We start from the raw sequence: 22,005 nt of genomic DNA, 5'->3' as shown, positions 1-22,005 counted from the left end.
CAAGAGCTTAACGAAAATTAGCTTTCGGGCAAAGGTATGAACTCTTCCTCGTCCCCCGGCACGATGTCGAAGCGCCCGCTGCGCCACTCTTCCTTTGCCTTGTCGATCCGTTCCTTGGACGAGGAAACGAAGTTCCACCAGATGTGACGCGGCGAGCCGAGAGCGGCGCCACCGAACAGCATGACGTGACAGCCAGCGGGTCCGGCGGTCACCGTAATTTGATCGCCGGGGCGGAAGACGAGCAGCTGGTTGTCGGCAAAGTGATCGCCGGAGATTATCGCTTCCCCGGAGAGGATATAGAGCGCCCGTTCTTCCCAATTGGCGGCAAAGGGGGCGCTCTTGCCCGGTTCGATCATCAGGTCGACATAGATCGTATCGGTAAAGGTGGAGACCGGCGAGGTTGCACCCTCGAAGCCGCCGATGACGACACGCGCTTCTACGCCACCATCGGAAAGAACCGGCAGCATATGCTTTTCGGTGTGATCGAAGAGCGGGTCGATTTCTTCCTTGTGGTCAGGGAGCGCCAGCCAGGTTTGCAGGCCGGACACCGAACGTTCGTGGTCACGCTGATTTTCCGGAGAGCGTTCGGAATGCACGATGCCGCGGCCGGCGGTCATCAGGTTCACGTCTCCGGGTCGGATCACCATTTCGGTGCCGAGGCTGTCGCGATGCTTGATCTCGCCGTCGAAGAGGTAGGTGACGGTCGAAAGGCCGATATGCGGATGCGGGCGAACATCGATCGCCTGGCCGGCCCGAAGCAGCGCCGGCCCCATCCGATCGAAGAAAATGAAGGGTCCGACAAGGCGGCGCTTGGCGGTCGGCAGTGCCCGGCGGACCTCGAGGCCGCCGATGTCGCTGGTGCGCGGAATGATGAGATGTTCGATGGCATCGCAGGCCGGCTTGTCACCGGCGAGCGGATCGGGACCAGGAAAAAACGACATGGCAATCACTCCGTTGGTGCGCGTCCTTTCGGGAGAGTAGCGCCAATCCCGCCGGGGCGGTAGCGGGCGTCGGAAGACACTGCGTTTATCGTTCCGCGTCAACGATCGCGGTCATTCGCAAAGGCAGAAAACATGAAGGCGCGCTTCGCCCCTTACCCCGCGGGCTGGGAAGGAGACCTCGGGGCAGAGAGCCGCCGCGAGTTCCCTTCTCCCCGCTAGCGGGGAGAAGGTGGCCGGCAGGCCGGATGAGGGGCGAAGATCGGCTCAACCCCTCCCGCCAACTCACTGATCCGCGTCGAGCGGTTCCACGCCCTGCGGCCTGCCGGCGCGGTCGAGCCGGATCTTCTCGATGCGGTCCTCGGCGGCCTTCAAAAGCATCTCGCAATGCTTCTTCAGCGCCTCACCGCGCTCGTAGATCTCGATCGACTTGTCAAGTGCGACGTCGCCGCGTTCGAGCGCCGAGACGATGCGCTCCAATTCTTCGACGGCCTGCTCGAAGGAGAGGGCGGAAACGTCCTGTTGCGTGGTGGTGTTCATCAATTACCCTCTCATCAATCTCAGAATATGCATGCCCGCCGACTCGGCGAGTCCCTGCAGGTCATAGCCGCCCTCGAGCAGGCTGACGATACGGTCGCCGGCAGTCCTGCCGGCAACTTCCATGAGGCGGCCCGTTGCCCAGTCGAAATCCTCGGCCACGAGGTTGATCTGCGCCAGCGGATCGCGGTGGTGGGCATCGAAACCGGCGGAGATCAGCACGAAGTCGGGACGGAAATCATCAAGCGCCGTGAGCACCCGCGTGCGGAAAGCGTCGCGGAAATGCTCGCTGCCGCTGTTCGGCGAAAGCGGAGCATTGACGATATTGCCATCGGCACCCGTCTCGTCCTTGGCGCCTGTGCCGGGATAGAGCGGCATCTGGTGGGTCGAGCAGAAGAGCACCGACGGGTCGTCCCAGAAAATGTCCTGCGTGCCGTTGCCGTGATGGACGTCCCAGTCGACGATCGCGACGCGCTCGGCTCCGTGCGCCTTTTGCGCATGGCGCGCGGCAATCGCGATCGTATTGAAGAAGCAGAAACCCATCGCCCTCTTTTTTTCAGCATGGTGTCCCGGCGGACGTGCTGCGACGAAGGCGTTGTGTGCCTCTCCGGCGAAGACGGCGTCCACCGCCGCGACGGCGCCGCCGATACCCGTCAGCGCCGCGACAAGGCTCTGCGGACTGGCACAGGTATCCGCCTCGAACTGGTTTATATCTTCTTCGGGAATCTCCCGGACGATCGACCTCAGATGTTCTTCCGGATGGGCGAGCAGAACAAGATCCTCGCTGCCCCTTGGCGCCCTGATCCGTTTGAGTTCGGCGAAATTCGGGTGCTCAAGCGCCAGGTTCAGCGCCCTCAGCCGGTCCGGCCGCTCCGGATGCCCCTCGGGAACCTGGTGCTCCAGGAAGACCGGATTTTCGTAGAGGAACGTAGCCATGGCGGAAAACTAGTGCGCAGACTGCCAGAGGTCCATGGTACACGCGGTGAAAGTGCCGATTTTCAACAGCGCGGATCGAGCAGAATCTTGCCATCGCGGCGCGGGTCCTCCTGATGCGCCAGGGCTTCGGCGAGACGGCTCAACGGATAAATGGCTGCGATCGGACTCGCAAACAGCCCATCACGCAGACCCGCAAAGCTTCGCTCGAAGGCGACTTCGAGCGGATTGCGGCCGGCCGAATGCACCCAGGTCCTAAGCCAAAAGAAGGTGAAACGCACATCGGGCCGGCCGCTGATTGCCGCCTGCGGCACCGGCACACCGCTCAAGGCACCGTACTGGATGAAGATCCCACCAGGTTGAACGCAGCGTGCGATCAACTCGCCGGCCAAATTCCCGCCGACGGCATCGAGCGCGGCGTCGAAAGTGAGCCGCGGCGGAAGGTTGACGCCATCCGCGACAATGACCCGGTCCGCATCGCCAAGGTGGCGCACGCTCTTTTCGCTTCGAACGATGGCGGTGGTCGTCACGTCCTCCATTGCGAGCAGGCGCAGCAACATGCCGCCAATTGCAGAGCCGGCCGCAGTCACGCCGACGCTGCGGCCCTTCAGCGACCCGAAATGCTCCCGCAGTTGCTCGAAGAGCCTCAAAGCCGTCAGCGGGTTGACGTAGCTGGTGGCGGCCTGCTGGTCGTCGATGTCGTCAGGAACGGCAAAACACCATTCGGCCGGGCGGACGAGAAACTGCTGCCACAGGCCGCTCGCGCCGATCGGAACGACCCGATCTCCGGGCTTCAGATCCCTTACGCCCGCCCCGATCCGGGTGACGACCCCGACGCCCTCGAAACCGGGAACGAAGGGCAGCACGGTACGTGCGCTGTAGGCTCCCGTGACGGGGATCAGGTCCGATGGATTGATGGCCGAAAGCGAGATGGCGATCTCGACTTCCCCGGCCCCCGGCGCGGCGCGATCGATATCGACGAGCTCGATCACTTGTCCGGGATCCCCAAACTGTCTAACCAGAGAAGAACGCATCGTGAGGGCCTCGCATGGACGGCACGCAACGGGAAAATGTCACGGAAATCCGCATTCCGTTTCGCGATATAGACATGCACGGCCATATGCACAATGCGGCCTACTACGCCCATGCCGAGGCCGCCTTGTCCGGCCTGTGGCGCCACCGGCCGACCGTCAGGAACGAGCCTAGCTATCTCGTGCGCCGATCGGCCTGCGTCTTCCATCGCGGTCTGCGTTACGACGAGCCGGCCCGTTTCATCGTCAATGTCTCGAAGATCGGCGGCAGTTCGGTGAGCTTTGCGGTGCGCGTGGAGGCTGCCGGCCAGCTTGTCGCCGAGGTCGAGATTGTCTGGGTGGCGGTCGATCCCGCCCGTCATGCCCCGGTACCGCTGCCTGTCGCCACACGCGAATGGCTGACCACCTATCTTGCGTGACCGGGCCCAAGGCTGCGGAAGTGAGCGACCGCGCCCATGCCGCCGCCGATCCCGATCATCGCCAGGCCCTCTGTGTCGGATGGGGCCGCAAGCATCTGTGAAAACAGCCTGACGACGAGTATTGTCCCCGACGCGCCGTAGGGGTGACCAAGCGCAATCGCCCCGCCGTCGAGATTGACGCGCGCCGGCGCAATATCGAGTTGATCGAGGCTGCCGAGAAGCTGCGAGGCGAATGCCTCGTTGAACTCGATGAACTCGACTGCGGCGATCTCGAGCGCCGGATTGCGTGCGCGTAGTCTCGCCATCGCCGGAACAGGACCGAGCCCGAGGAGGTTCGGGTCAACACCCGCCGTCGCCGCGTCAACGAATTCCATGGCAAAGGGAACACCAAGCCGGCGCGCCTCGGCGAGGCTCGTCACCAACACCATGGCGGCCCCGTCATTGATCGGACAGGCATTGCCGGCTGTCACGGTGCCATCCTTGACGAAAACCGGCTTCAGCCGCGCAAGCGTCTCCGGCGCCGCGTTTGCCCGAGGGCATTCATCGCTGGAGACGAGACCAGTTGGTGTCGAGACCGGCACGATCTCGCGCTGGAACCTGCCGGCCGCCGCGGCCGCAACGGCGCGTCGGTGGCTTTCCAGCGCGAACTGGTCTTGCCGTTCGCGGGAAATGCCGCAGGCAGCAGCGACGTTCTCGGCGGCAACGCCCATGTCCGGATCGCCGATCGAATCGGGCGCCATCCGTGCCCGCCTGACCGGCTGAAGTTCCTCGTCGCGCTGAAGCGGCGGGCGAAGCCGGATATGGGCGCGGCTGGCGCTTTCGCTGCCGCCGGCGAGATAGAACCGGCCCGCTCCTGCCTGGATCTGCCGCGCCGCGAGGATGACGGCTTCGAGGCCAGAGCCGCATTGCCGGTCGACGGTGACGCCGGGGATCGCGACAGGCAGGCCGGCTTCAAGTGCGGCAAGCCGTGCGAGGTTGCCGGCACTGTTAGCGGCGTTGCCGAGCAGCACGTCGTCGATTTCATCGCGGTCGATGCCGATGTCGGCGATGATCCGGTCAATCAGCGGGGCGGCAAGCGTCGCCGGTTCAATCTTGGCCAGGCTGCCATTCACACGGCCGATCGGCGTGCGCAATGCGGCGATGATGACGGGTGTGCGGGCCGGGTCAGATGAGGCGTTCAAGGGCACCGTTTCCCTCCGCGATCCATTGCCGGAGCTCCTTGGTGGCGATCTTGCCGGAGGCCGTCATCGGCATTTCACGGCAGAGCCAGATCTTGCGTGGATGCTTGTAGCGCGGCAGGGCGGCGGCAAGATGACGTTCGAATGCAAGATGGTCGACAGCCTCGCCGTGCGGTTGGATGATGGCAACGAGCTCGCTGCCGAGGTCGGGGTGGTCGAGACCCAGCACCTGGACGGCGCTCACATTGTCGGCGGCCATGATAACGGCTTCGACCTCGGATGGATAAATGTTGTTGCCACCTGAGAGCACCATCCCTCCGGCACGGCCGATCAGATGCAGTGTGCCGTCGGGGTCGAGGAAGCCGAGATCGCCGACCGTCGCGAGATCGCCGTGCCGACGAAACCCTGCGCCATCGCCGCCCGCAACATAGCCATCGGAAATGAGCGCGCTTTCGACGAAGATTGTGCCGGTCTCGCCCGCTGGGAGGCTGTTTCCCGCCTCGTCGAGAATCTGGACTCGGACGCCGGGGAAGGCCTTGCCGACGGCTGTGGGCGTGTGTTTGTCCGCTGCACCGGCGACGGTAATGAAGCCGAGCTCGGACGCGCCGTAGTATTCGAGGACGCGCGCCTCCGGAAAGGCAAGGCGCGCGGCCTCCCGGTCCGCGGGCGTGAGCTTCGCGCCGGCGACGGTGATTGCTTCGACCGAGGGCAGGATGCTGGAGCCCCGCACCTGTTCGCACAGCCGCCGCAGCATCGTCGGCACCAGGACGAGCCGCTTGGCCTTTCTGGCCGTGATCGTCGCCACGGCTTGTCGGGGGTCGAAATGCCGGGCGCCGATAAATTCGGCGCCTGCCTTCAGGCTTTCGGCCAGCGCGTAGAGCGTCAGGCCGTGGGCAAGCGGCCCCGGAGCATAGGTTGTCGTTTCGACCCCGATGCCGAAAAAACGCTGGCCGGTTTCGAGGCTGAGACGCCAGGACCGGCGATCGCGGATGATTGCTTTCGGTTCTCCCGTCGTGCCGGACGTGAATACGATGAGGAAAGGTTCGCCGCCCTCTCCGACAGGGATGGTACCAACGCGATCGGGGGCGGTGTCGATGAGAGCGGTTTCTCCCGTCGCCGGCTGTTCGAGCCGCAGCGCATCGCCCTCCGGATGGACGACGATGTCGGGCCGCAGCTGCGCGATCATCCGCCGGCGCGTCGGCTCAGGCAGATGCGGATCGATGAGCGCGGCGCAATTGCCGCCGGCGGTCGCGGCGATGAAGGCAGCAGCAAAGAGCGGGTGATTTCCGGTCTGGAGCGCGATCAGCCGGGCGCGGCCGGACAGAATGCTGCTATCCGTCTCGGCCGATGACCGCTGCTCGATCTCGCGGAGGATGCGGCCCGCGTCGGCTGCAAGGTCTCCGAAAGAGAAGACCCGGTCTTCGAAGCGGAAAGCCGGGTCATGCGGGCGCTCACCCGCATGACGCATGATTGCTTCGGCGAGCGGCATTGGTTCAGGCGCGGACCGGCAGCAGCGGATAGCCGGCGTAGACGGCGCGGGCGGCAAGGGTCGCGATCGCCGCCTTCAAAAGGTCTCCGGGGATGAAGGCGAGCGAACCTGTCGCGGCTGCGAGCAGCGGCGTGCCGGTGACGGCGGACAGCCATGGCACGCCGATCCCGTAGAGCACGACGATGCCGCCGACGACCGAGGCCAGGAAGAACCCGCCGAACTGACGGCTCTCCGGCTGGTCCTCATGAATGAAGCGCTCGGCGATAAGGCCCGTGACGTAGGCGGCGACCGCCCAGCCGAGGATGAAGCCGCCCGAAGGGCCAGCCAGAACAGCGAGACCGCCGCGTCCGCCGGAAAGCACGGGCAGGCCGATGGCGACCAGGAGGACGAACAGCAGGAAGGCAAGTGCCCCGCGTTTTGCGCCGATGATGCAGCCGGCAAGCATCACGCCCATCGACTGCGCCGTGATCGGAACAGGGATGAAACCGAGCGTGATCGGCGGGATGAGGCCAAGTACGACGACGATCGCGGCAAAAAGCGCGACGAGGACGAGATCTCTGGTGTTCATGTGGTCCTACCCTTTTATTAGAAAGCGCGAATTTATTGCCGCCGAAATCCGCGAGCGTCAATGGCCGCGGCAATCGTATCCGCATCTTTGAGCGTGAGGATGATAAGCGGCCCGATGATCGTCAGCGGCCGTATCGGCAGGCCCCGCGCGCGATGCGCCTCGCGGATCGCCTCATAGCGGGCGAAGATGTCGGGAACGAAGCGTAGCACGAGGCCGAGCGCCAGGCTGACATCGGCGGCATTGAGCAAGCCGATGCGCTCGAGCGGCTTCAGAAGGATCGTGATCTCGTCCATGAAGGCGCTGATTGTCGTCGTTGCCGTCACCGCGGCGGCGAAGAACACCAGCGCCATCAGCCGCAGCATCAGCGCGGCGACTTCGGGGAGGGGCAGAAGGAAAAAGTTGACGGCAGCAAGGACGAGGATGGTGAAAAAAACGAGACCGATCCGCGCGAGTGCCTGGCGCAACGTCATGCCAAGCGAAAAGTAGAGCCATCCGCAGAGCAGGAAGGCGGGCACGAGCAGGTAGAGCGATTGCGTCGCGAAGAGCGAGAGGCTGAGGAGCAGGAGGGCAATGAGTTTCACGCGCACCGGCAGACGGTGAAACCAGCTATTGCCCTCCACGTAGAGGCTCGTCAGCATCCGGCCACCTCGTGATACCGCCGGATCGTTTCGGCGGGTTTGCCATCGGCGAGCAGCCGACCCTCGTGGAAGAGCAACAGCCTTTCGACGCCTTCGACAAGCGCAAGGTCGTGGGTGATGACGATGGTATCTTCGTCGAGCGTGTCGATCGTATCCGCGACCATGCGGCGGTTGCGGAGGTCGAGCTGGTTGGTCGGCTCATCGAGAATCAGGATCTTCGGCCCGGTAACGACGACGCTCGCCATGGCGACGAGTTGCGTTTCGCCACCCGAAAGCTCATGCACACGGCGCCGGCCAAGATGCGTGACGCCGAAGCGCGTCAGCGCCGCCTCGGTGCGTGCGGCGACTTCGTGCTGAGGCAAGCCGCGATTCTTCAGTCCGAATGCGATATCGTCGCAGACGATCGGCATGATCAACTGGTGCTGCGGATTCTGGAAGATGAAGCCTGCCTCGGCGAGAACGGCCTTCTCGTCCTTGACCGTATCGAGGCCATTGACCATCACCCGGCCCCTGGTCGGCTTGACGAGCCCGTTGATCAGCCGCGCGAAGGTCGTCTTGCCGGAGCCGTTGAGGCCAATGATGCCGATGCGGCGTTCGTCAAGGGCGAGTGTCAGGGGATGGAGCGCGACTCGTTCGCCGAAGCTGACCGAGCAATCGGTAAAGCGAATATCCAAGCCTTGTTCCTCGCGGTTTGCGTGGTGGCTCTATAGGCAAGTCGCTCAGGAAGGGCAATGCAGCCAAGCCTTTGCATCACGCATTTCAAAATTGGGAATAAAAGCCTACTCTTTCAAACCATGACGATTCGCCTCTCCAATCGCGATGCCCGGCGCATCTTCCTTGCAAAACAGGGCCTTTCCGCCGCGCCGCAACGAGCGCTCGGCAAGGACGGGCTGTTGAAGCTCATCCGCGACCTCGGTTTCATCCAGGTCGACAGCATCCAGACGGTCGAGCGGGCCCATCACCAGATCCTCTTTTCCCGCAACCAGACCTATCGTCGCGAACACCTCACCGAATTGTTGGAGAAGGACGGCGAGCTTTTCGAACACTGGACCCATGACGCCTCGATCATTCCGAGCGCCTTTTTCATCTATTGGAAACATCGCTTCAAATGGGAAAGCGAGACGCTGCGCGAGCGCTGGATCAAATGGCGGGGCGAGGGGTTCGACGACGGTTGCGAGGAAACCTACGAACGCATCGTCAGCAATGGTGCGGTGATGGCGCGTGATCTCAAGGTGGACGGCCACGCATCCGGCGGCTGGTGGAACTGGCATCCGTCGAAGACTGCGCTTGAAGTGTTGTGGCGCCAGGGCAGGCTGGCGATCGCACGGCGGGAGAACTTCCAGAAGGTCTACGATCTTACGGAGCGCGTCATACCTGCGCACCACTACGAGGGCGAGGTGAGCCACACGGAGTTCATCGACTGGGCCTGCCGCAGCGCTCTCGATCGACTGGGCTTCGCCACCCATGGAGAGATCGCCGCCTTCTGGGATCTGGTGTCGCCGGATGAGGCGAAAGCCTGGGTCGCCGCGCATCGGGACGAGCTTTCAGACGTCCTGATCGAATCCGCCAACGGCGGCAAGCCACGCCCGTCCTATGCGTTTTCCGGATTCCCCGACAATCTTGGCGACATTGCCGAGCCGCCGGCGCGCATTCGCGTGCTCAGCCCGTTCGATCCGTTGCTGCGCGATCGCAATCGAACGGAGCGTCTTTTCGGCTTCTTCTATCGTATAGAGATTTTTTTGTGCCGGAGCCGAAGCGGGAATACGGCTATTACGTCTTCCCGTTAATCGAAGGCGACCGCTTGATCGGCCGCATCGACATGAAAGCAGACCGAAAGCTCGGGCGCCTCGATGTTCGCCGCCTCTGGCTGGAGCCGGGCGTCAGGGCTTCGTCCGGCCGCATGGAAAAGCTGGCTGCAGAACTCGACCGCATCGCCCGGTTCACCGGCGTCGAAGAGGTCAACCTTCTCGACGGCTGGAATGCGTCCTTTTCCTGAGAATTTCCTTGGCTTGCGGTCCCTTGCTTCCTAAATGGAGGGCATACAGCGCCGCGCGTCTCATCAGACGTGCAAAGGTCGCTGTAGCACTTTGATTTGCTGCATGTTTCTTTCCTTAAATCGACTACGGTTTAAGGAAACATGCAGTGAGACCTCGAACCAGCGGGAGCGGACGACCATGAACACCGATCTGATAAGCCTCTTCGATGCGGACGAGGCTACGGTCCGCAAGGTTCTGTCCGACACGCTTTCCGGCGCAGATGATGGCGAGCTCTTTCTGGAACACGCGCAGGCCGAGGTCCTCTCCTTCGACAACGGACGCCTCAAGGGTGGCAGCTTCAACACCGACCAGGGTTTCGGCTTGCGCGCCGTCGCCGGTGAATCGGTCGGCTACGCGCATGCCGGCGAATTGTCGCTGGCCGCCTTGCGCAGGGCAGCAGACGCCGTTGGCCAGGTGACGCGCGGCTATGCCGGCTCCTATGCCGCAGCCCCTCAGCGCACCAACAAGAAACTCTATGGCGACGAAAACCCGATCGGTGAGCCGAGCTTCGAGTCCAAGGTCGCGTTGCTCCAGGAGGTTGACGCCTATCTGCGTGCCAAGGATCCGAAAGTCAGGCAGGTGACGGCTTCGATCTCCGCAAGTTGGCAGGTGGTCGACATTCTGCGGGCTGACGGTCATCGCGTCCACGATGTGAGGCCGATGACCCGTATCAACTTCTCGGTCGTCGTTGGCGACGGCGATCGGCAGGAAACGGGGTCGTTCGGGACTGGCGGGCGCTGTGGGTTCGGTGACTTCGTCACGGAGGAGAACTGGAAGCGCGGTGCCGACGAAGCGTTGCGGCAGGCGCTCGTCAACCTCGAAGCCATCGATGCCCCCGCGGGCACGATGGACGTGGTGCTCGCCTCCGGCTGGCCCGGCGTCATGTTGCATGAAGCGGTCGGCCACGGGCTCGAGGGCGATTTCAATCGCAAGAAAACGTCGGCCTTCGCCGGCCTCCTGGGTGAGCAGGTGGCGGCCAAGGGGGTCACCGTCGTCGACGACGGCACGATCGAGGCGCGGCGCGGCTCGATCTCGGTCGATGATGAGGGCACCCCGTCAGGCTACAACGTCCTGATCGAGGGCGGCAAATTGGTCGGCTATATGCAGGACCGGCAGAATGCACGGCTGATGGGCATGAAGGCTACCGGCAATGGCCGCCGACAGGGCTATGCGCACGTGCCGATGCCCCGCATGACCAACACCTACATGCTTTCCGGCGATCGCACGCCCGAGGAAATCATCGCTTCGGTCAAGAAGGGCATCTACGCCGTCTCCTTTGGCGGCGGTCAGGTGGACATCACCTCCGGCAAGTTCGTGTTCGGCTGCACCGAGGCCTATTTGATCGAGAACGGCAAGGTCGGCGCGCCCGTCAAGGTGGCGATGCTGATCGGCAATGGGCCGGATGCGATGAAGCGGGTGACGATGGTCGGCAACGACACGAAACTCGATACCGGCATCGGCAATTGCGGCAAGGCTGGCCAATGGGTGCCGGTCGGCGTCGGCCAGCCGCATCTCAGGATGGATCAGATCACCGTCGGCGGCACGCAGGCGTGAGCGAAGCGCCGGTTGAGGGATGAGGGATGACGCCATGACCGATGAGGCACCTGGAGCGGTGGAGATCCGCCGCTTTGCAGCTGCGGACGAACAGGGCGTCATCGACGTCATTCTGCCGATCCAGCGCGAAGAATTCGGCATTGCAATCACCATCGACGATCAGCCGGATCTGCGCTCGATCGCCGATTTCTATCAGAGCGGGACCGGAGATTTCTGGGTTGCCACCATGGACGACCGGATCGTCGGCACCCTTGGACTCAAGGATATCGGCGGTTCTCAAGCGGCAATCCGCAAGATGTTCGTCGCTCCCGATTTTCGTGGACGCAGCCATGGCGTGGCGGCGCGCCTGCTCGAAAACCTGCTTGCCCACGCCGAGCACCGCAAGATCGCAGCCCTCTTTCTCGGCACCACGGACAAGTTCCTCGCCGCGCATCGTTTCTATGAGAAGAACGGCTTTGCCGAGATCGCGAAGGATGATCTGCCGGCTGGCTTTCCCGTCATGAGCGTCGACACGAAATTCTACGTTCGCCGGCTCTCGCCCGCCGCATAGTTTGCGGCGCGCAAGATCCTCTTTCGGCAGCTAACCGCGGTCGGGCAGCAACGTGCAATCGTAGGATCGCTTCCTGAGAATGGCGCAGGCGGAATTGGCGGCCTCCCGGCTGGCGAAGCCGATGAAACGCGCCCGGTATTGCTTGGCGCTGCCGGTGCCGGACACTTCCGTATGAGGGGAGGCGCCGAGCAGGACCGCGCCACCGGCCGATTGCGCTTCGACCAGAATCTTCTTGGCGCCTTCTGCCGTTGCTGCCGTGGAGAGCTGAATTTGCCAGTGGCCGCTAGCGGCCGGTGTTACGCCTGCGGTGCCGTCGACGGCCGTGGGGCGATCCGCCGGCATCGCGGGTGCGGTGGATGCGGCAATGGCGAGGCCGCTTTCACTCGTCCGATCGGTATCGGTATAGGATAGCCGGACGCCCGGCAGCCCAGCCACTTCAACCGCGCCTTGCGAACTCGCTGCCGCGACCGGCCGGCTGCCGGCGGGCGCCGCCGCCCTGCCCAAATGCTGGTCGAGCAGGGAAGCCATCTTGTCATCCCGACCCTTCGCCGACCGACCACCAAGAACCACGCCGACGATGCGGCGGTTGCCATCCCTGACAGCGCTCACAATGTTGTAGCCCGATGCATTGGTGTAGCCGGTCTTGATGCCGTCCATGCCCGCGTATCGATACATCAGGTTGTTGTGACCACGAATCTTGCGGCCGCGAAAGGTGAATCCCTGGGCCGCGAACATGCGGTACTCGCCAGGAAAATCCCTCATGAGTGCAATTGCAAGCCGCGCCATGTCGCGCGCAGTCGTTACCTGCTCGCGTGCCGGCAATCCGGAAGCGTTGACGAAATACGTGCGGCTCATGCCGAGACGTCGCGCTCTTGCGTTCATCATCTGCGCAAAGCCGGCCTCCGAGCCCCCGAGCGCTTCGGCGACCGCCGCCGCCGCATCGTTGGCGGAGCGAACGATCATGCCGTAGACGGCCTCCTGAACTGTGATTGTATCGCCGGGCTTAACTCCGAGCTTGGTCGGCGGTTTGCGCGCGGCTGTCGGCGACATCACCACCCGGGTGCTCCAGCCGATCTTGCCCTGATGCAACGCCTCGAAGGTCAGGTAGAGCGTCATCATCTTCGTCAGCGACGCCGGATGATTGAGTGTGTCGGCATTTTCGGCAGAAAGAACCCTGCCTGTCCGCGCATCAAGAACGAGGGACGCGCTACCCGCCAGCGCATGCGCGGCACCGAACACGAAAGCGGCGATCGCCGCCAGGGCAAATCGAAAGCTTTTCATCGGATTTCCCTCTCCAAAGCACGCTCGTTAGGAACGGTGTTTCGCTTTGTGACAGGGTAGCCGCTCTGTTGCAATATCGAGGCTTATAACTGCTCCCCAAAATGCAGAACTTTGGCGGCAAATGCAGCGAAGTCAGCCAGATTCAGCAAGGCTTAACCGGCCGGCGCTAGTTTCGCTCCGCAGGGCAGGGTAACCGGATGAAGCAGGGCATCGCGCGGGTGGTCAGAAACCGAGTGAGGCGCGTCGCCATTGGCGGCGGGCTCGAAATCGCGCAACTCCTGGCGCGCTCCGGATTGATGACGGGTGCGCGTGGAAGCGGCGCGATCTTCACCCTGCATCATGTTCGCCCCAGGGCCCCGCGGGCCTTTGACCCGAACGCCCACCTGGAAATTACGCCCACGTTTCTCGAGGAGGCAATCCTCACACTGAAACGCGACGGTTATCGCTTCGTCGCGTTGCAGGATCTGCCGGAAAGCCTGGTGCTCGGCGACCCACGGCCCGTCGCTTGCTTCACGCTCGATGACGGCTACCGCAACAATCTCGAATATGCACTGCCGGTTTTCGAGCAACACGGCGTGCCATTCACCGTCTTCGTCTCCGGCGGCTATGTCGATCGCACCCACACGCTCTGGTGGGAAACGCTTGCCGACATGCTCTCACCCGTAAGGGATTTCCGTTTCGACTTCGGCTCCGGTATCGAGGCCATGAGAGCCGTAAGCAATGCCGAAAAGCAGGCCGTGTTCGACCGCATCTCCGCCTATGTTCGAGGTCACGACGAGGAGGGCGCCGTCGGCAAACTGAATGAGCTGGCGTGTGCCCAAGGCATTGATCCCCTTGCGATCACCACACGTCTGACGCTCGATGCCGCAGGGCTGCGTTGCCTGCTGCAGAACCCGCTGGCAAACCTCGGCGCGCATACGATCAGCCATCGCGCACTGGCGCCGCTGAGCGACGCGGAGGCGCAGCGGGAGATGTCGGAATCCGCCGCGCGTGTCGAGGCCATCGCCGGCCGTTGGCCGGCGACCTTCGCCTATCCCTATGGGGACAGGCATGCCGTCTCGGAACGCGACTGTCGTCTGGCCGAACGGCTCGGCTTCACGGTGGCGGTGACGACACAGCCCGCCACGCTTTCAGCCGACACCGTTTCAAATCTCCATACGCTGCCGCGAATCTCGCTCAATGGGCATTTCCAGAGCCGCCGCCACGTCACGGCGCTTGCCTCCGGAATTCCCTTTCGGCTGATGGCGGGATAATCCGTCGGCGCATCACGAATACATCTTCACGGATACATCCGAACCTTTGCCCAGCCGCCCTCCGGTGTTTGGCGACGGAACTCCACGCGGTCATGCAGCCGGAAGGGCCGGTCGTGCCAGAATTCGATCGAGGTTGGGCAGATGCGGAAGCCGGACCAGTATTCCGGGCGCGGGATTTCGCCGATGGCGTGGCGTGCCGTGTATTCGGCGACCGCCTTTTCCAGAGCGAAACGGCTTTCCAGCGGACGCGATTGCTTCGAAGCCCAGGCGCCGATGCGGCTCCCGCGCGGCCGGCTCCTGAAATACTCGTCCGCTTCTTCGTCGGAGACGATTTCGACCGGACCGCGAATTCGCACCTGCCGGCGCAACGATTTCCAGTGGAAGCACATGGCGGCTTTCCGGGCGGAAAGAATTTCACGGCCTTTCTGACTTTCGAAATTCGTGTAGAAGACGAAACCGCGTTCATCGAATCCCTTGAGCAGCACCATGCGGACGTTGGGCAGCCCATCCGGATCGACGGTCGCAAGCGCCACGGCGTTCGGATCGTTGATCTCGTTCTCTTCGGCGTCTTTCAACCATGTGCCAAAAAGGGAAAAAGGTTCGTTTGCTTCGGTGAAGTCACCGGTTATTAACTCATTCGCGGTCATAGTGCCTTCCAATGCCGTGATATCTGGCGCGGGACGCCTCGGGATGAGCCCGGTCGGTGTTTCCGCATCGAAAAGTGTCAGAGCCTGCCTGTGGACTTCCTCGGAAAACGTGCAGCTCTTGCGAGTCTGACAGGATTGCCGTGCAAGACATAGCAAAGTCGATCGATGGCAAGAAGGGATTTTCCTTCGCCTTGCTGCGCAGTGGAATGCTTTGCATGACACTTCTCGCCCTGCCGGGGTGCATGGGCGCGGGCCTCGACCTCTTTGGCGGTCCAAGCGTCGACCGTGTATCGACGGGAACCGTACCGGTCGCGAAAACCGCGGATGGTCTCTCGGACGCCGTCGCCGTGCGCAACGCCGTTTCCTCCGCCGATATCAGTCAGGGTGGCGACAGCCCGATTCCGTGGGCGAACGCGAGGTCCGGCAGCGCAGGCGTGATCAGTGCCATCCAGGAAGACCGTGCAAGCGGAATGCTCTGCCGGCGCTTCACCACGACCCGTCACTCCTTTGAAGGCATAGCGAAGTTTGATGGCAGCGCTTGCCAGCTCGGCAATGGCGAGTGGTACCTGACGAGCTTCGGCCCCCAGGACTGAAAATCCTCGATTAACCACGTTGTTTCAAAGCCGCGGAAAAGCGTCGCGACCGAAACGCTCGCTCCGACGCCGCATGCGTCGACTAACCGATATTTAGCAACTTCTCCAGATCATCGCCGAGAGAAGAAAACGGCAAGCCCGGCGTTCTTCCAATGGTCAGCACAAGGCGAGCATCAGGGAGAGGCCGCCGGTCGGAGAAGATGGTGACGAACCATGCGTGATCCCTATGCAATTCTCGGCGTGCGCCGCAATGCCGGGCAGGATGAGATCAAGGCCGCTTGGCGATCCGTGGCCAAAGCCGTGCACCCGGACCACAACCAGGACGATCCCTTGGCAACACAGCGCTTTGCCGAGGCGGGAAAGGCTTACGAACTGCTGCGCGATCCGGTGCTGAGGAGCCGTTACGATCGCGTTCGGCGTGAAGCCGAGCTGCGCCGCATGGAAGCGATGAAGCAGAAGATGCGTGGGCCGGAACCTGCCGAGGAACCGGTCGATGCCGAAACGGCGGAAGAGGCGATCTCGCGCATCTTCGGTGTCGAACCGCAGGCTCAGCCATCTCCCTCAAAACCAAAAGCAGCGCCTCAGCGGCCAGTCGACAAGGGCGAGGCGCCGGCGGACACCAGGACCGAGGCGGTCGCGGATTCGAAACGCGAGGAAGCGTCCAGGCTCGAAGCAACGGCCCTCCGGCGCTCCGCTGCACCGGCGGCGGATTTGGTCGCCGCGATCGTACGGCGAATTCGCGGTCGCATTGCAAAGCCTGCCGAGAAGGTGCCGGATCTGGCGGTCGACGTGAATGTGAGCATCGAGCAAGTCGTCAATCGCGCCCGGCTATCCGTCGAGCTTCCGGACGGCGAAACCGTGAAGCTCTCGATCCCGCCCGGCACAACCGACGGCCAGGCCATCCGGCTCAAGGAGCAGGGATACCGGGTGACGGGCATGGCGCGCGGCGATGTCCTGGCGACATTGCGGATCAACCAGGAGGGGCCGTTTCGAACGCAAGGTCTCGACCTGGTGACCACCCTGCCGCTCGATCTTGAAGATGCGGTGCTCGGCTGTGACACTGTCTTAGAAACGCCAAGCGGGTCGGTTACGGTTACCGTCCCGGCGTGGTCCGGATCCGACAAGGTGATCCGAATTGCCGGCGCGGGCTTGCGCGGTGCGGATGGAGAAGCCGGGGATCTGCTTGTCGAACTGCGACTGATGCTTCGCGAAAAGCCGGACGACAAGGTAACGGACCTGATGCGGTCCTTGCGCCATGGCCTTTATCTGTGACGGTTTTCTGACAAGCTGAACCAATATTACGGGGACTAACAGTTCCTGATCTGCGCCGCGCTTGAACCGTTTTAACGGCTATGCCATAGGCAAATGCTCGACAATTTGCCGCACTGCACAGACGCTTGTGCGGCGGCGTTGACATTCATGAACTCTCGCATCGGCGGCGGCCGGTGCAGCAGACAGTATTGGGGACATTCCATGGCTCAGGCATCGGGTCTGATGAATGGCAAGCGCGGCGTCATCATGGGCGTCGCAAACAACCGCTCGATTGCATGGGGCATCGCAAAGGCTTGCTCGGAAGCGGGCGCTGAAATCGCACTGACCTGGCAGGGCGACGCACTGAAGAAGCGTGTCGAACCATTGGCGCAGGAACTGGGCGCCTTCATGGCGGGTCACTGCGATGTGACCGACCTTGCAACAATAGACGCCGTTTTCTCAACCCTCGAAGAGAAGTGGGGCAAGATCGACTTCGTCGTGCATGCCATCGCCTTCTCCGACAAGGATGAACTGACAGGGCGCTACCTCGAAACGAGCCGCGACAACTTCGCGCGTACGATGGATATTTCCGTCTATTCCTTCACGGCTGTTGCCGCACGTGCCGAGCGCATCATGAACGACGGCGGCTCGATGCTGACGCTGACCTACTACGGTGCTGAGAAGGTGATGCCGCATTACAATGTCATGGGCGTTGCCAAGGCGGCGCTCGAGGCGAGCGTGCGCTATCTTGCAGTCGATGTGGGCAACCGCGGTATCCGCGTCAACGCGATCTCGGCCGGTCCGATCAAGACGCTTGCCGCATCCGGCATCGGCGACTTCCGCTACATACTCAAATGGAACGAGTACAATGCGCCGTTGAAGCGTACCGTCTCGATCGAGGAAGTCGGCAATTCGGCGCTCTATCTGCTCTCCGATCTTTCGAGCGGCGTCACCGGCGAAGTGCACCACGTCGATTCCGGTTATCATACGGTCGGCATGAAGGCTGTCGATGCACCGGACATTTCCGTTCTGAAGGACTGATTTCCTTTTTTGATGCGACGGCGGTGGTGACAGCTCGCCCGGAGTGAACGCTGTGCTCGTCTACATGGTTCGGCATGGACAAACGGATTGGAATGCCGAAAGCCGTCTGCAGGGACAAAAGGACATCCCCCTCAACGAAACCGGTCGCCGGCAGGCGACCGGGAACGGCCTCGCCCTGGCAGAGATCCTAGGGCGCGAAGCCAACAACTTCGATTTCGTTGCCAGTCCGCTCGGCCGCACACGCGAGACGATGGAGCGCCTGCGGCACGCCATGGGGCTCGACCCGCTCTCCTACCGGACCGACGACAGGCTGAAGGAAGTCTCCTTCGGCGACTGGGAAGGTTACACCCTGCCCGAATTGAAGCGCCAGGTACCACAGCGCATCGCCGAACGGCGCGTTGCCAAATGGGATTTCATCCCGCCCGGCCAAGACGCGGAAAGCTACGAAATTCTCTCATGGCGCGTCGGCGCCTGGTTGAAGGGCGTGATGCGGCCGACGGTCTGCGTCACGCATGGCGGCGTCATTCGCGTGCTGTTCAAGCTTCTCGGAGAAATGAGCGCCGACGAAGCGGCGGCTTCCGCCATTCCGCAAGACCGGCTGCTGAAGATAGCTGACGGGTCGATCGGCTGGGTCTAAAGCGCGTCGCGTTCAATCGGACATGCGACGCGCGCTTCTTGCAAAGGTGCTACAGCAGCGTCCTTGGTGCATCTTTTGAGACGCGCGGCGCTAAAAGACGGGCCTGATCACGGCTACTGGACGATCTCCAGGTCGTTGATGACGCGTTTGCCATCGATTTCGGTATAGAAGACGAGAACCTTGACGCCTGCCTCGAGGCCTTCAAAGTTGAATTCCTCGGGAGCCTGATAGCTCTTGCCGTCATCGAGCGAGAGGCTCAGGCGCTCGGTGTCCACGCTGGTGATCACCGCCTCCACATCGGCGCTTTCGGCATGCGCGGAAAGCGGAGAGAGCAAACCTGCAGTGGCCATGAGTGCGGCAATGACAAATCGCATCTTTCTTGCCCTCCTCAATGATTCCGCGAATATTTTTGTCATCACCATTTGATCCCTGATTGTGGCAAAAGTTGCCTTAAACCGTTGCTTTAGCGCAACTGTCGGCTGGTTTAGGACAGTGCAGCCGACGATCGGAGAGTGGACGCCGCCGCGGCGAATTTCAAGCCAACGAGGCTGATCGGCTGCCCGGCGGATGGACGTTGTCGCCACGTTTTCCAGTGAAATTTTTGCGAAAGCCTATTTTAAGACTCCAAGGCTACCGTGCGCCGCGGGGATTGGGGAAATCAATTGAGTATCATCGTCGCTCTGTGCCGCCGCGTTCGTGCGATTGCCGATTTTGCGAAGCCGTCGTTCATTCCGGCGTTGATCGCAGGTGCCGTGGTCTTCATCGGTGGCAATATCTATGAGCGCCAACACCGCGAGAACTTCCGCAAAGACCTCAAGGTCGATGTCGAAAACGAATTAAGCCTGATTGCGGGGCGTTTCCGCGGGGTATTCAACACCAATATCGCTGCACTCAATGGGCTGGCGAATGCGATCGCCGTCCAACCGGCGATGACGGAAGGCGATTTCAGCAAGCTGGCTTCGAAGCTGCTCCTGCAAAATCCTCAGCTCATTCGTGTTTCTGCGGCACCGGCGGGCGTCGTCACGATGACACTTTCGCAAGCGCGCCAACAATCCTTTGTCGGCACGGATCTGGGCAGATTCCGAGCGATGCGAGCGGCGCTCGATCGTGCTGCTTCAACGACAAAGCCCGTGGTCGTCGGACCGGTACGCCTGCCAAGCGGCCACGATGGCTTCGAAATCTTTGTGCCGGTCACCTCCAATGTCGGGGGACGAAATGCGTTCTGGGGCTTCGTTGAGGCCGTCCTTGATGAAGAGGCGCTCTATCGGTCGGCACGCCTCAATGAGGAAAGCATGGAAATTCACGAGGCTGACGGCCGCGACCCTCGGCATGTGCCTATTCATCTCGCCATTCGCGACGTTTCGGTCAGCGACAACGTTCTGGAACCGTTTCTCGACGAAACGGGCGTGTTCCTGAACTCGCCGATCGTCCGGGAGCTCTCTTTGCCCGGTGGCGTGTGGGAATTGGCCGCGACTCCCGTCGCTGGGTGGGCGCAGGAACCGGCAGATAGCCGCGACATCATGCTTGCGACCATCGCCGCTGTCGTGATCGTTGTCGTACCTATTCTTCTTGCCGGTGGTCTCGTCAATGAGCGGCAGCGCAACATCGCCAAGCTGAAGGCGCGCGAAGGCGAGGTGATGGCCCTGTCCCATCGGCTCAACCTGGCTCTCGACGCTTCGAAGATCGGGATCTGGGAAATCGACATCGCCACGCAGGAACGGTCCTGGGATGACCGGATGTTCCACCTGCATGGGCTTGTCCGCACCGGCCGCGATCCCACCCATGCGGAATGGCGCGCGACGGTGCACCCTGATGACACCGCCGCTGCCTCCAACGCCTTGTTCCGCAGCCTGGACGAAGGGCTTGAACATCGCTCGCAGTACCGCGTCGTGATGGCGGATGGCTCCATCCGTCACGTCCGCCATGTGGGCTCGGCCCACGACGGGCCGGACGGCCGGGCGAAAATCACCGGCATTAGCTGGGACGTCACCGACGACGTGCTGATGACCGAGCAGCTTAGGGCGGCCAAGGCGATCGCTGACATGAAGAATGCCGAGCTCGCGGATGCGAAGGATCGCATCGAGCACAATGCCCTGCATGATCCGCTGACGGGACTCGGCAATCGGCGGATGCTCGACAAGGCGCTGGATCGGCTCTTCGCGGCGAGCGCCGTAAAGTCGGAGAGCATCGCCATCCTCCATATCGATCTCGATCGCTTCAAGCAGATCAACGACACGCTTGGACATGCCGCCGGCGACGCCATGCTTGTTCATGCTTCCGAGATCCTGCGGTCGAGCGTCTCGGCAGATGACATCGTCGCCCGCATCGGCGGAGACGAGTTCGTCGTCGTGATCTCCGGAGCGCCGGACGATACGGCCTTGGCCGCGCTATGCGACCAAATAATCGCTCAGATGCGGCAACCGGTGGACTATGACGGCTTTCCTTGCCGCTTCGGCGTCAGCATCGGCGTTGCGGTGGCGCATCGTTCCACGGCGGACGCGCGCAAGCTGCTCGTCAATGCCGACATCGCCCTCTATCGAGCCAAGGAAAGTGGACGCAACCGCTACCAGTTCTTTACGCAGGCGTTGGAAGCCGAAGTGGTCACCAACAAGCGCATCGCCGATGAAATCCTGGAAGGGATCGAGCGCGACGAGTTCGTGCCGTGGTACCAGCCGCAGTTCGACGCCTCGACGCTGGCACTGTCCGGTGTCGAGGCGCTGATCCGTTGGCAGCACCCGCGCGAGGGAATCCTGACGCCGGACCGGTTCCTGAGCATTGCCGAAGAGCTGAACGTGACGGCGACGCTCGATCGGCTGGTTCTGCAAAAGGCTCTTGCCGACCGGATGCGCTGGGCCGCGGCCGGTCTCCAGGTACCGAAGATTTCCGTGAACGTCTCTGCCAAGCGCCTGCAGGAAAAGGATCTGCTCGCCTCGCTCAAGGGACTGAGCATCGTGCCCGGGCAGATTTCGTTCGAACTGGTGGAGTCAATCTTCCTCGACGAAAGCGACGACGTCGTCACCGCCAATATCGACGGGATCAAGAAGCTCGGCATCGACATCGAGATCGATGACTTCGGCACCGGGCACACCTCGATCGTCAGCCTCTTGAGGATCAAGCCGAAGCGCTTGAAGATCGATCGCCAGCTGGTGGCGCCGGTGCTTGGCGCCCGAACCGAGCAGGCGCTCGTGCGCTCGATCATCGACATCGGCCGCTCGCTCGGCATCGAAACCGTTGCCGAAGGCGTGGAAACCATGGCGCATGCGGAAATGCTCGGCATCCTTGGTTGCGACCTTCTGCAGGGCTACGCCTTTTCCAAGCCGTTGAGCAGCGAAAGTTTCATCGCCTTCGCCATGGACCGCGGATTCCGCCTCGCTTCCTGATCGATTTGGCGACAAAGCCAGCCGGTGCCGCAGAAAGTCTTTTCCCTTTGA

The 22,005-nt window shown here is 62.4% G+C and carries 21 protein-coding genes and 1 pseudogene; 10 read left to right on the top strand and 12 right to left on the bottom strand.

The genetic code is table 11. The features are described from left to right. Positions 1–17: 17 nt before the first annotated feature. The 4 genes from GHK62_RS28265 to GHK62_RS28250 all read right to left on the bottom strand — a co-directional run bounded on the left by GHK62_RS28265 (position 18) and on the right by GHK62_RS28250 (position 3,442). Entirely contained in the window at positions 18–941 is a 924-nt protein-coding gene (locus GHK62_RS28265) for a pirin family protein (RefSeq protein ID WP_153442244.1), read from the bottom strand. 282 nt (positions 942–1,223) lie between these two features. After that, complete coding sequence (locus tag GHK62_RS28260) at positions 1,224–1,478, bottom strand: exodeoxyribonuclease VII small subunit (protein ID WP_153442243.1); 255 nt, start codon at positions 1,476–1,478, stop codon at positions 1,224–1,226. A gap of 3 nt (positions 1,479–1,481) precedes the next feature. Then, positions 1,482–2,411, bottom strand: coding sequence for a histone deacetylase family protein (locus tag GHK62_RS28255; protein WP_153442242.1), 930 nt, complete (start codon positions 2,409–2,411; stop codon positions 1,482–1,484). Positions 2,412–2,473: 62 nt separating this feature from the next. After that, on the bottom strand, positions 2,474–3,442 hold the full coding sequence (locus GHK62_RS28250; protein ID WP_153442241.1) for a zinc-dependent alcohol dehydrogenase family protein: 969 nt from the start codon (positions 3,440–3,442) through the stop codon (positions 2,474–2,476). A 14-nt stretch (positions 3,443–3,456) separates the two neighbouring features. Between GHK62_RS28250 and GHK62_RS28245 the strand changes: the two genes are divergently transcribed. After that, entirely contained in the window at positions 3,457–3,858 is a 402-nt protein-coding gene (locus GHK62_RS28245) for an acyl-CoA thioesterase (protein ID WP_153442240.1), read from the top strand. Here GHK62_RS28245 and GHK62_RS28240 read toward each other — a convergent pair. The 5 genes from GHK62_RS28240 to GHK62_RS28220 are packed head-to-tail and all read right to left on the bottom strand — an operon-like array spanning position 3,846 to position 8,405. Beyond that, entirely contained in the window at positions 3,846–5,039 is a 1,194-nt protein-coding gene (locus tag GHK62_RS28240) for a thiolase family protein (RefSeq protein ID WP_153442239.1), read from the bottom strand. The genes GHK62_RS28245 and GHK62_RS28240 overlap by 13 nt on opposite strands. Next, entirely contained in the window at positions 5,023–6,525 is a 1,503-nt protein-coding gene (locus GHK62_RS28235) for a class I adenylate-forming enzyme family protein (protein WP_153442238.1), read from the bottom strand. The genes GHK62_RS28240 and GHK62_RS28235 overlap by 17 nt, the downstream gene beginning before the upstream one ends. A 4-nt stretch (positions 6,526–6,529) precedes the next feature. Continuing rightward, positions 6,530–7,093 (bottom strand): biotin transporter BioY, encoded by a 564-nt coding sequence (locus GHK62_RS28230; protein ID WP_153442237.1) that lies wholly within the window; start codon positions 7,091–7,093, stop codon positions 6,530–6,532. Positions 7,094–7,125: 32 nt separating this feature from the next. After that, positions 7,126–7,731 carry a CbiQ family ECF transporter T component gene (locus GHK62_RS28225; RefSeq protein WP_153442236.1) on the bottom strand — a complete coding sequence of 202 codons (606 nt, stop codon included), beginning with the start codon at positions 7,729–7,731 and terminating at the stop codon, positions 7,126–7,128. Then, positions 7,725–8,405: an energy-coupling factor ABC transporter ATP-binding protein gene (locus GHK62_RS28220; RefSeq protein ID WP_153442235.1), complete on the bottom strand. Its 681-nt coding sequence runs from the start codon at positions 8,403–8,405 to the stop codon at positions 7,725–7,727. Before GHK62_RS28220 ends, GHK62_RS28225 begins: the two co-directional genes overlap by 7 nt. Positions 8,406–8,525: 120 nt before the next feature. Here GHK62_RS28220 and GHK62_RS28215 point away from each other — a divergent pair. The 3 genes and pseudogenes from GHK62_RS28215 to GHK62_RS28205 all read left to right on the top strand — a co-directional run bounded on the left by GHK62_RS28215 (position 8,526) and on the right by GHK62_RS28205 (position 11,871). Beyond that, positions 8,526–9,727, top strand: a pseudogene (locus tag GHK62_RS28215) (winged helix-turn-helix domain-containing protein). 178 nt (positions 9,728–9,905) lie between these two features. Continuing rightward, positions 9,906–11,321 (top strand): metalloprotease TldD, encoded by a 1,416-nt coding sequence (gene tldD / locus GHK62_RS28210; protein WP_153442234.1) that lies wholly within the window; start codon positions 9,906–9,908, stop codon positions 11,319–11,321. 34 nt (positions 11,322–11,355) lie between these two features. Beyond that, a complete protein-coding gene (locus tag GHK62_RS28205; RefSeq protein WP_153442233.1) occupies positions 11,356–11,871 on the top strand; it encodes a GNAT family N-acetyltransferase in 516 nt (171 codons plus the stop codon). Between the two features lie 30 nt (positions 11,872–11,901). Here GHK62_RS28205 and GHK62_RS28200 read toward each other — a convergent pair whose 3' ends face one another. Further along, positions 11,902–13,152: a D-alanyl-D-alanine carboxypeptidase family protein gene (locus tag GHK62_RS28200; protein WP_153442232.1), complete on the bottom strand. Its 1,251-nt coding sequence runs from the start codon at positions 13,150–13,152 to the stop codon at positions 11,902–11,904. A gap of 197 nt (positions 13,153–13,349) precedes the next feature. On the opposite strand from GHK62_RS28200, the gene GHK62_RS28195 reads away from it, so the two are divergent. Beyond that, positions 13,350–14,405: a polysaccharide deacetylase family protein gene (locus GHK62_RS28195; RefSeq protein ID WP_153442231.1), complete on the top strand. Its 1,056-nt coding sequence runs from the start codon at positions 13,350–13,352 to the stop codon at positions 14,403–14,405. A 26-nt stretch (positions 14,406–14,431) separates the two neighbouring features. Here GHK62_RS28195 and pdxH read toward each other — a convergent pair whose 3' ends face one another. Beyond that, positions 14,432–15,052 carry a pyridoxamine 5'-phosphate oxidase gene (gene pdxH, locus GHK62_RS28190; RefSeq protein WP_153442230.1) on the bottom strand — a complete coding sequence of 207 codons (621 nt, stop codon included), beginning with the start codon at positions 15,050–15,052 and terminating at the stop codon, positions 14,432–14,434. Positions 15,053–15,192: 140 nt separating this feature from the next. Between pdxH and GHK62_RS28185 the strand changes: the two genes are divergently transcribed. The 4 genes from GHK62_RS28185 (at position 15,193) to GHK62_RS28170 (ending at position 18,574) form a co-directional block, all read left to right on the top strand. Beyond that, positions 15,193–15,645 (top strand): RT0821/Lpp0805 family surface protein, encoded by a 453-nt coding sequence (locus tag GHK62_RS28185; protein ID WP_184108499.1) that lies wholly within the window; start codon positions 15,193–15,195, stop codon positions 15,643–15,645. 213 nt (positions 15,646–15,858) lie between these two features. Next, positions 15,859–16,917 (top strand): DnaJ C-terminal domain-containing protein, encoded by a 1,059-nt coding sequence (locus GHK62_RS28180; RefSeq protein ID WP_153442229.1) that lies wholly within the window; start codon positions 15,859–15,861, stop codon positions 16,915–16,917. Between the two features lie 201 nt (positions 16,918–17,118). Next, the gene (fabI, locus tag GHK62_RS28175) at positions 17,119–17,937 is read left to right on the top strand and encodes an enoyl-ACP reductase FabI (protein WP_153442228.1); all 819 of its coding nucleotides are present in this window, start codon (positions 17,119–17,121) and stop codon (positions 17,935–17,937) included. A 52-nt stretch (positions 17,938–17,989) separates the two neighbouring features. After that, the gene (locus GHK62_RS28170; RefSeq protein ID WP_184108500.1) at positions 17,990–18,574 is read left to right on the top strand and encodes a histidine phosphatase family protein; all 585 of its coding nucleotides are present in this window, start codon (positions 17,990–17,992) and stop codon (positions 18,572–18,574) included. Positions 18,575–18,687: 113 nt separating this feature from the next. Here GHK62_RS28170 and GHK62_RS28165 read toward each other — a convergent pair whose 3' ends face one another. Then, complete coding sequence (locus GHK62_RS28165) at positions 18,688–18,948, bottom strand: DUF1344 domain-containing protein (protein WP_153442227.1); 261 nt, start codon at positions 18,946–18,948, stop codon at positions 18,688–18,690. A 288-nt stretch (positions 18,949–19,236) separates the two neighbouring features. On the opposite strand from GHK62_RS28165, the gene GHK62_RS28160 reads away from it, so the two are divergent. Then, positions 19,237–21,954 carry a bifunctional diguanylate cyclase/phosphodiesterase gene (locus GHK62_RS28160; protein WP_153442226.1) on the top strand — a complete coding sequence of 906 codons (2,718 nt, stop codon included), beginning with the start codon at positions 19,237–19,239 and terminating at the stop codon, positions 21,952–21,954. The last annotated feature ends 51 nt before the right edge of the window (positions 21,955–22,005 follow it).

This window comes from Sinorhizobium terangae, from assembly GCF_009601505.1.
GTDB lineage: Bacteria > Pseudomonadota > Alphaproteobacteria > Rhizobiales > Rhizobiaceae > Sinorhizobium > Sinorhizobium terangae.
The sequence above is the reverse complement of the archived record's forward strand: the minus strand, read 5'-3'. Positions and strand labels throughout refer to the sequence as shown.

Excerpts from the sequence above, each read along its gene's own strand:
- GHK62_RS28265 (WP_153442244.1), bottom strand. The coding sequence starts at position 941 with ATGTCGTTTTTTCCTGGTCCCGATCCGCTCGCCGGTGACAAGCCGGCC.
- pdxH (WP_153442230.1), bottom strand. The coding sequence starts at position 15,052 with ATGACCGCGAATGAGTTAATAACCGGTGACTTCACCGAAGCAAACGAA.
- GHK62_RS28255 (WP_153442242.1), bottom strand. The coding sequence starts at position 2,411 with ATGGCTACGTTCCTCTACGAAAATCCGGTCTTCCTGGAGCACCAGGTT.
- GHK62_RS28250 (WP_153442241.1), bottom strand. The coding sequence starts at position 3,442 with ATGCGTTCTTCTCTGGTTAGACAGTTTGGGGATCCCGGACAAGTGATC.
- GHK62_RS28165 (WP_153442227.1), bottom strand. The coding sequence starts at position 18,948 with ATGCGATTTGTCATTGCCGCACTCATGGCCACTGCAGGTTTGCTCTCT.
- tldD (WP_153442234.1), top strand. The coding sequence starts at position 9,906 with ATGAACACCGATCTGATAAGCCTCTTCGATGCGGACGAGGCTACGGTC.
- GHK62_RS28195 (WP_153442231.1), top strand. The coding sequence starts at position 13,350 with ATGAAGCAGGGCATCGCGCGGGTGGTCAGAAACCGAGTGAGGCGCGTC.
- GHK62_RS28180 (WP_153442229.1), top strand. The coding sequence starts at position 15,859 with ATGCGTGATCCCTATGCAATTCTCGGCGTGCGCCGCAATGCCGGGCAG.
- GHK62_RS28205 (WP_153442233.1), top strand. The coding sequence starts at position 11,356 with ATGACCGATGAGGCACCTGGAGCGGTGGAGATCCGCCGCTTTGCAGCT.
- fabI (WP_153442228.1), top strand. The coding sequence starts at position 17,119 with ATGGCTCAGGCATCGGGTCTGATGAATGGCAAGCGCGGCGTCATCATG.
- GHK62_RS28260 (WP_153442243.1), bottom strand. The coding sequence starts at position 1,478 with ATGAACACCACCACGCAACAGGACGTTTCCGCCCTCTCCTTCGAGCAG.
- GHK62_RS28225 (WP_153442236.1), bottom strand. The coding sequence starts at position 7,731 with ATGCTGACGAGCCTCTACGTGGAGGGCAATAGCTGGTTTCACCGTCTG.
- GHK62_RS28245 (WP_153442240.1), top strand. The coding sequence starts at position 3,457 with ATGGACGGCACGCAACGGGAAAATGTCACGGAAATCCGCATTCCGTTT.
- GHK62_RS28235 (WP_153442238.1), bottom strand. The coding sequence starts at position 6,525 with ATGCCGCTCGCCGAAGCAATCATGCGTCATGCGGGTGAGCGCCCGCAT.
- GHK62_RS28200 (WP_153442232.1), bottom strand. The coding sequence starts at position 13,152 with ATGAAAAGCTTTCGATTTGCCCTGGCGGCGATCGCCGCTTTCGTGTTC.
- GHK62_RS28230 (WP_153442237.1), bottom strand. The coding sequence starts at position 7,093 with ATGAACACCAGAGATCTCGTCCTCGTCGCGCTTTTTGCCGCGATCGTC.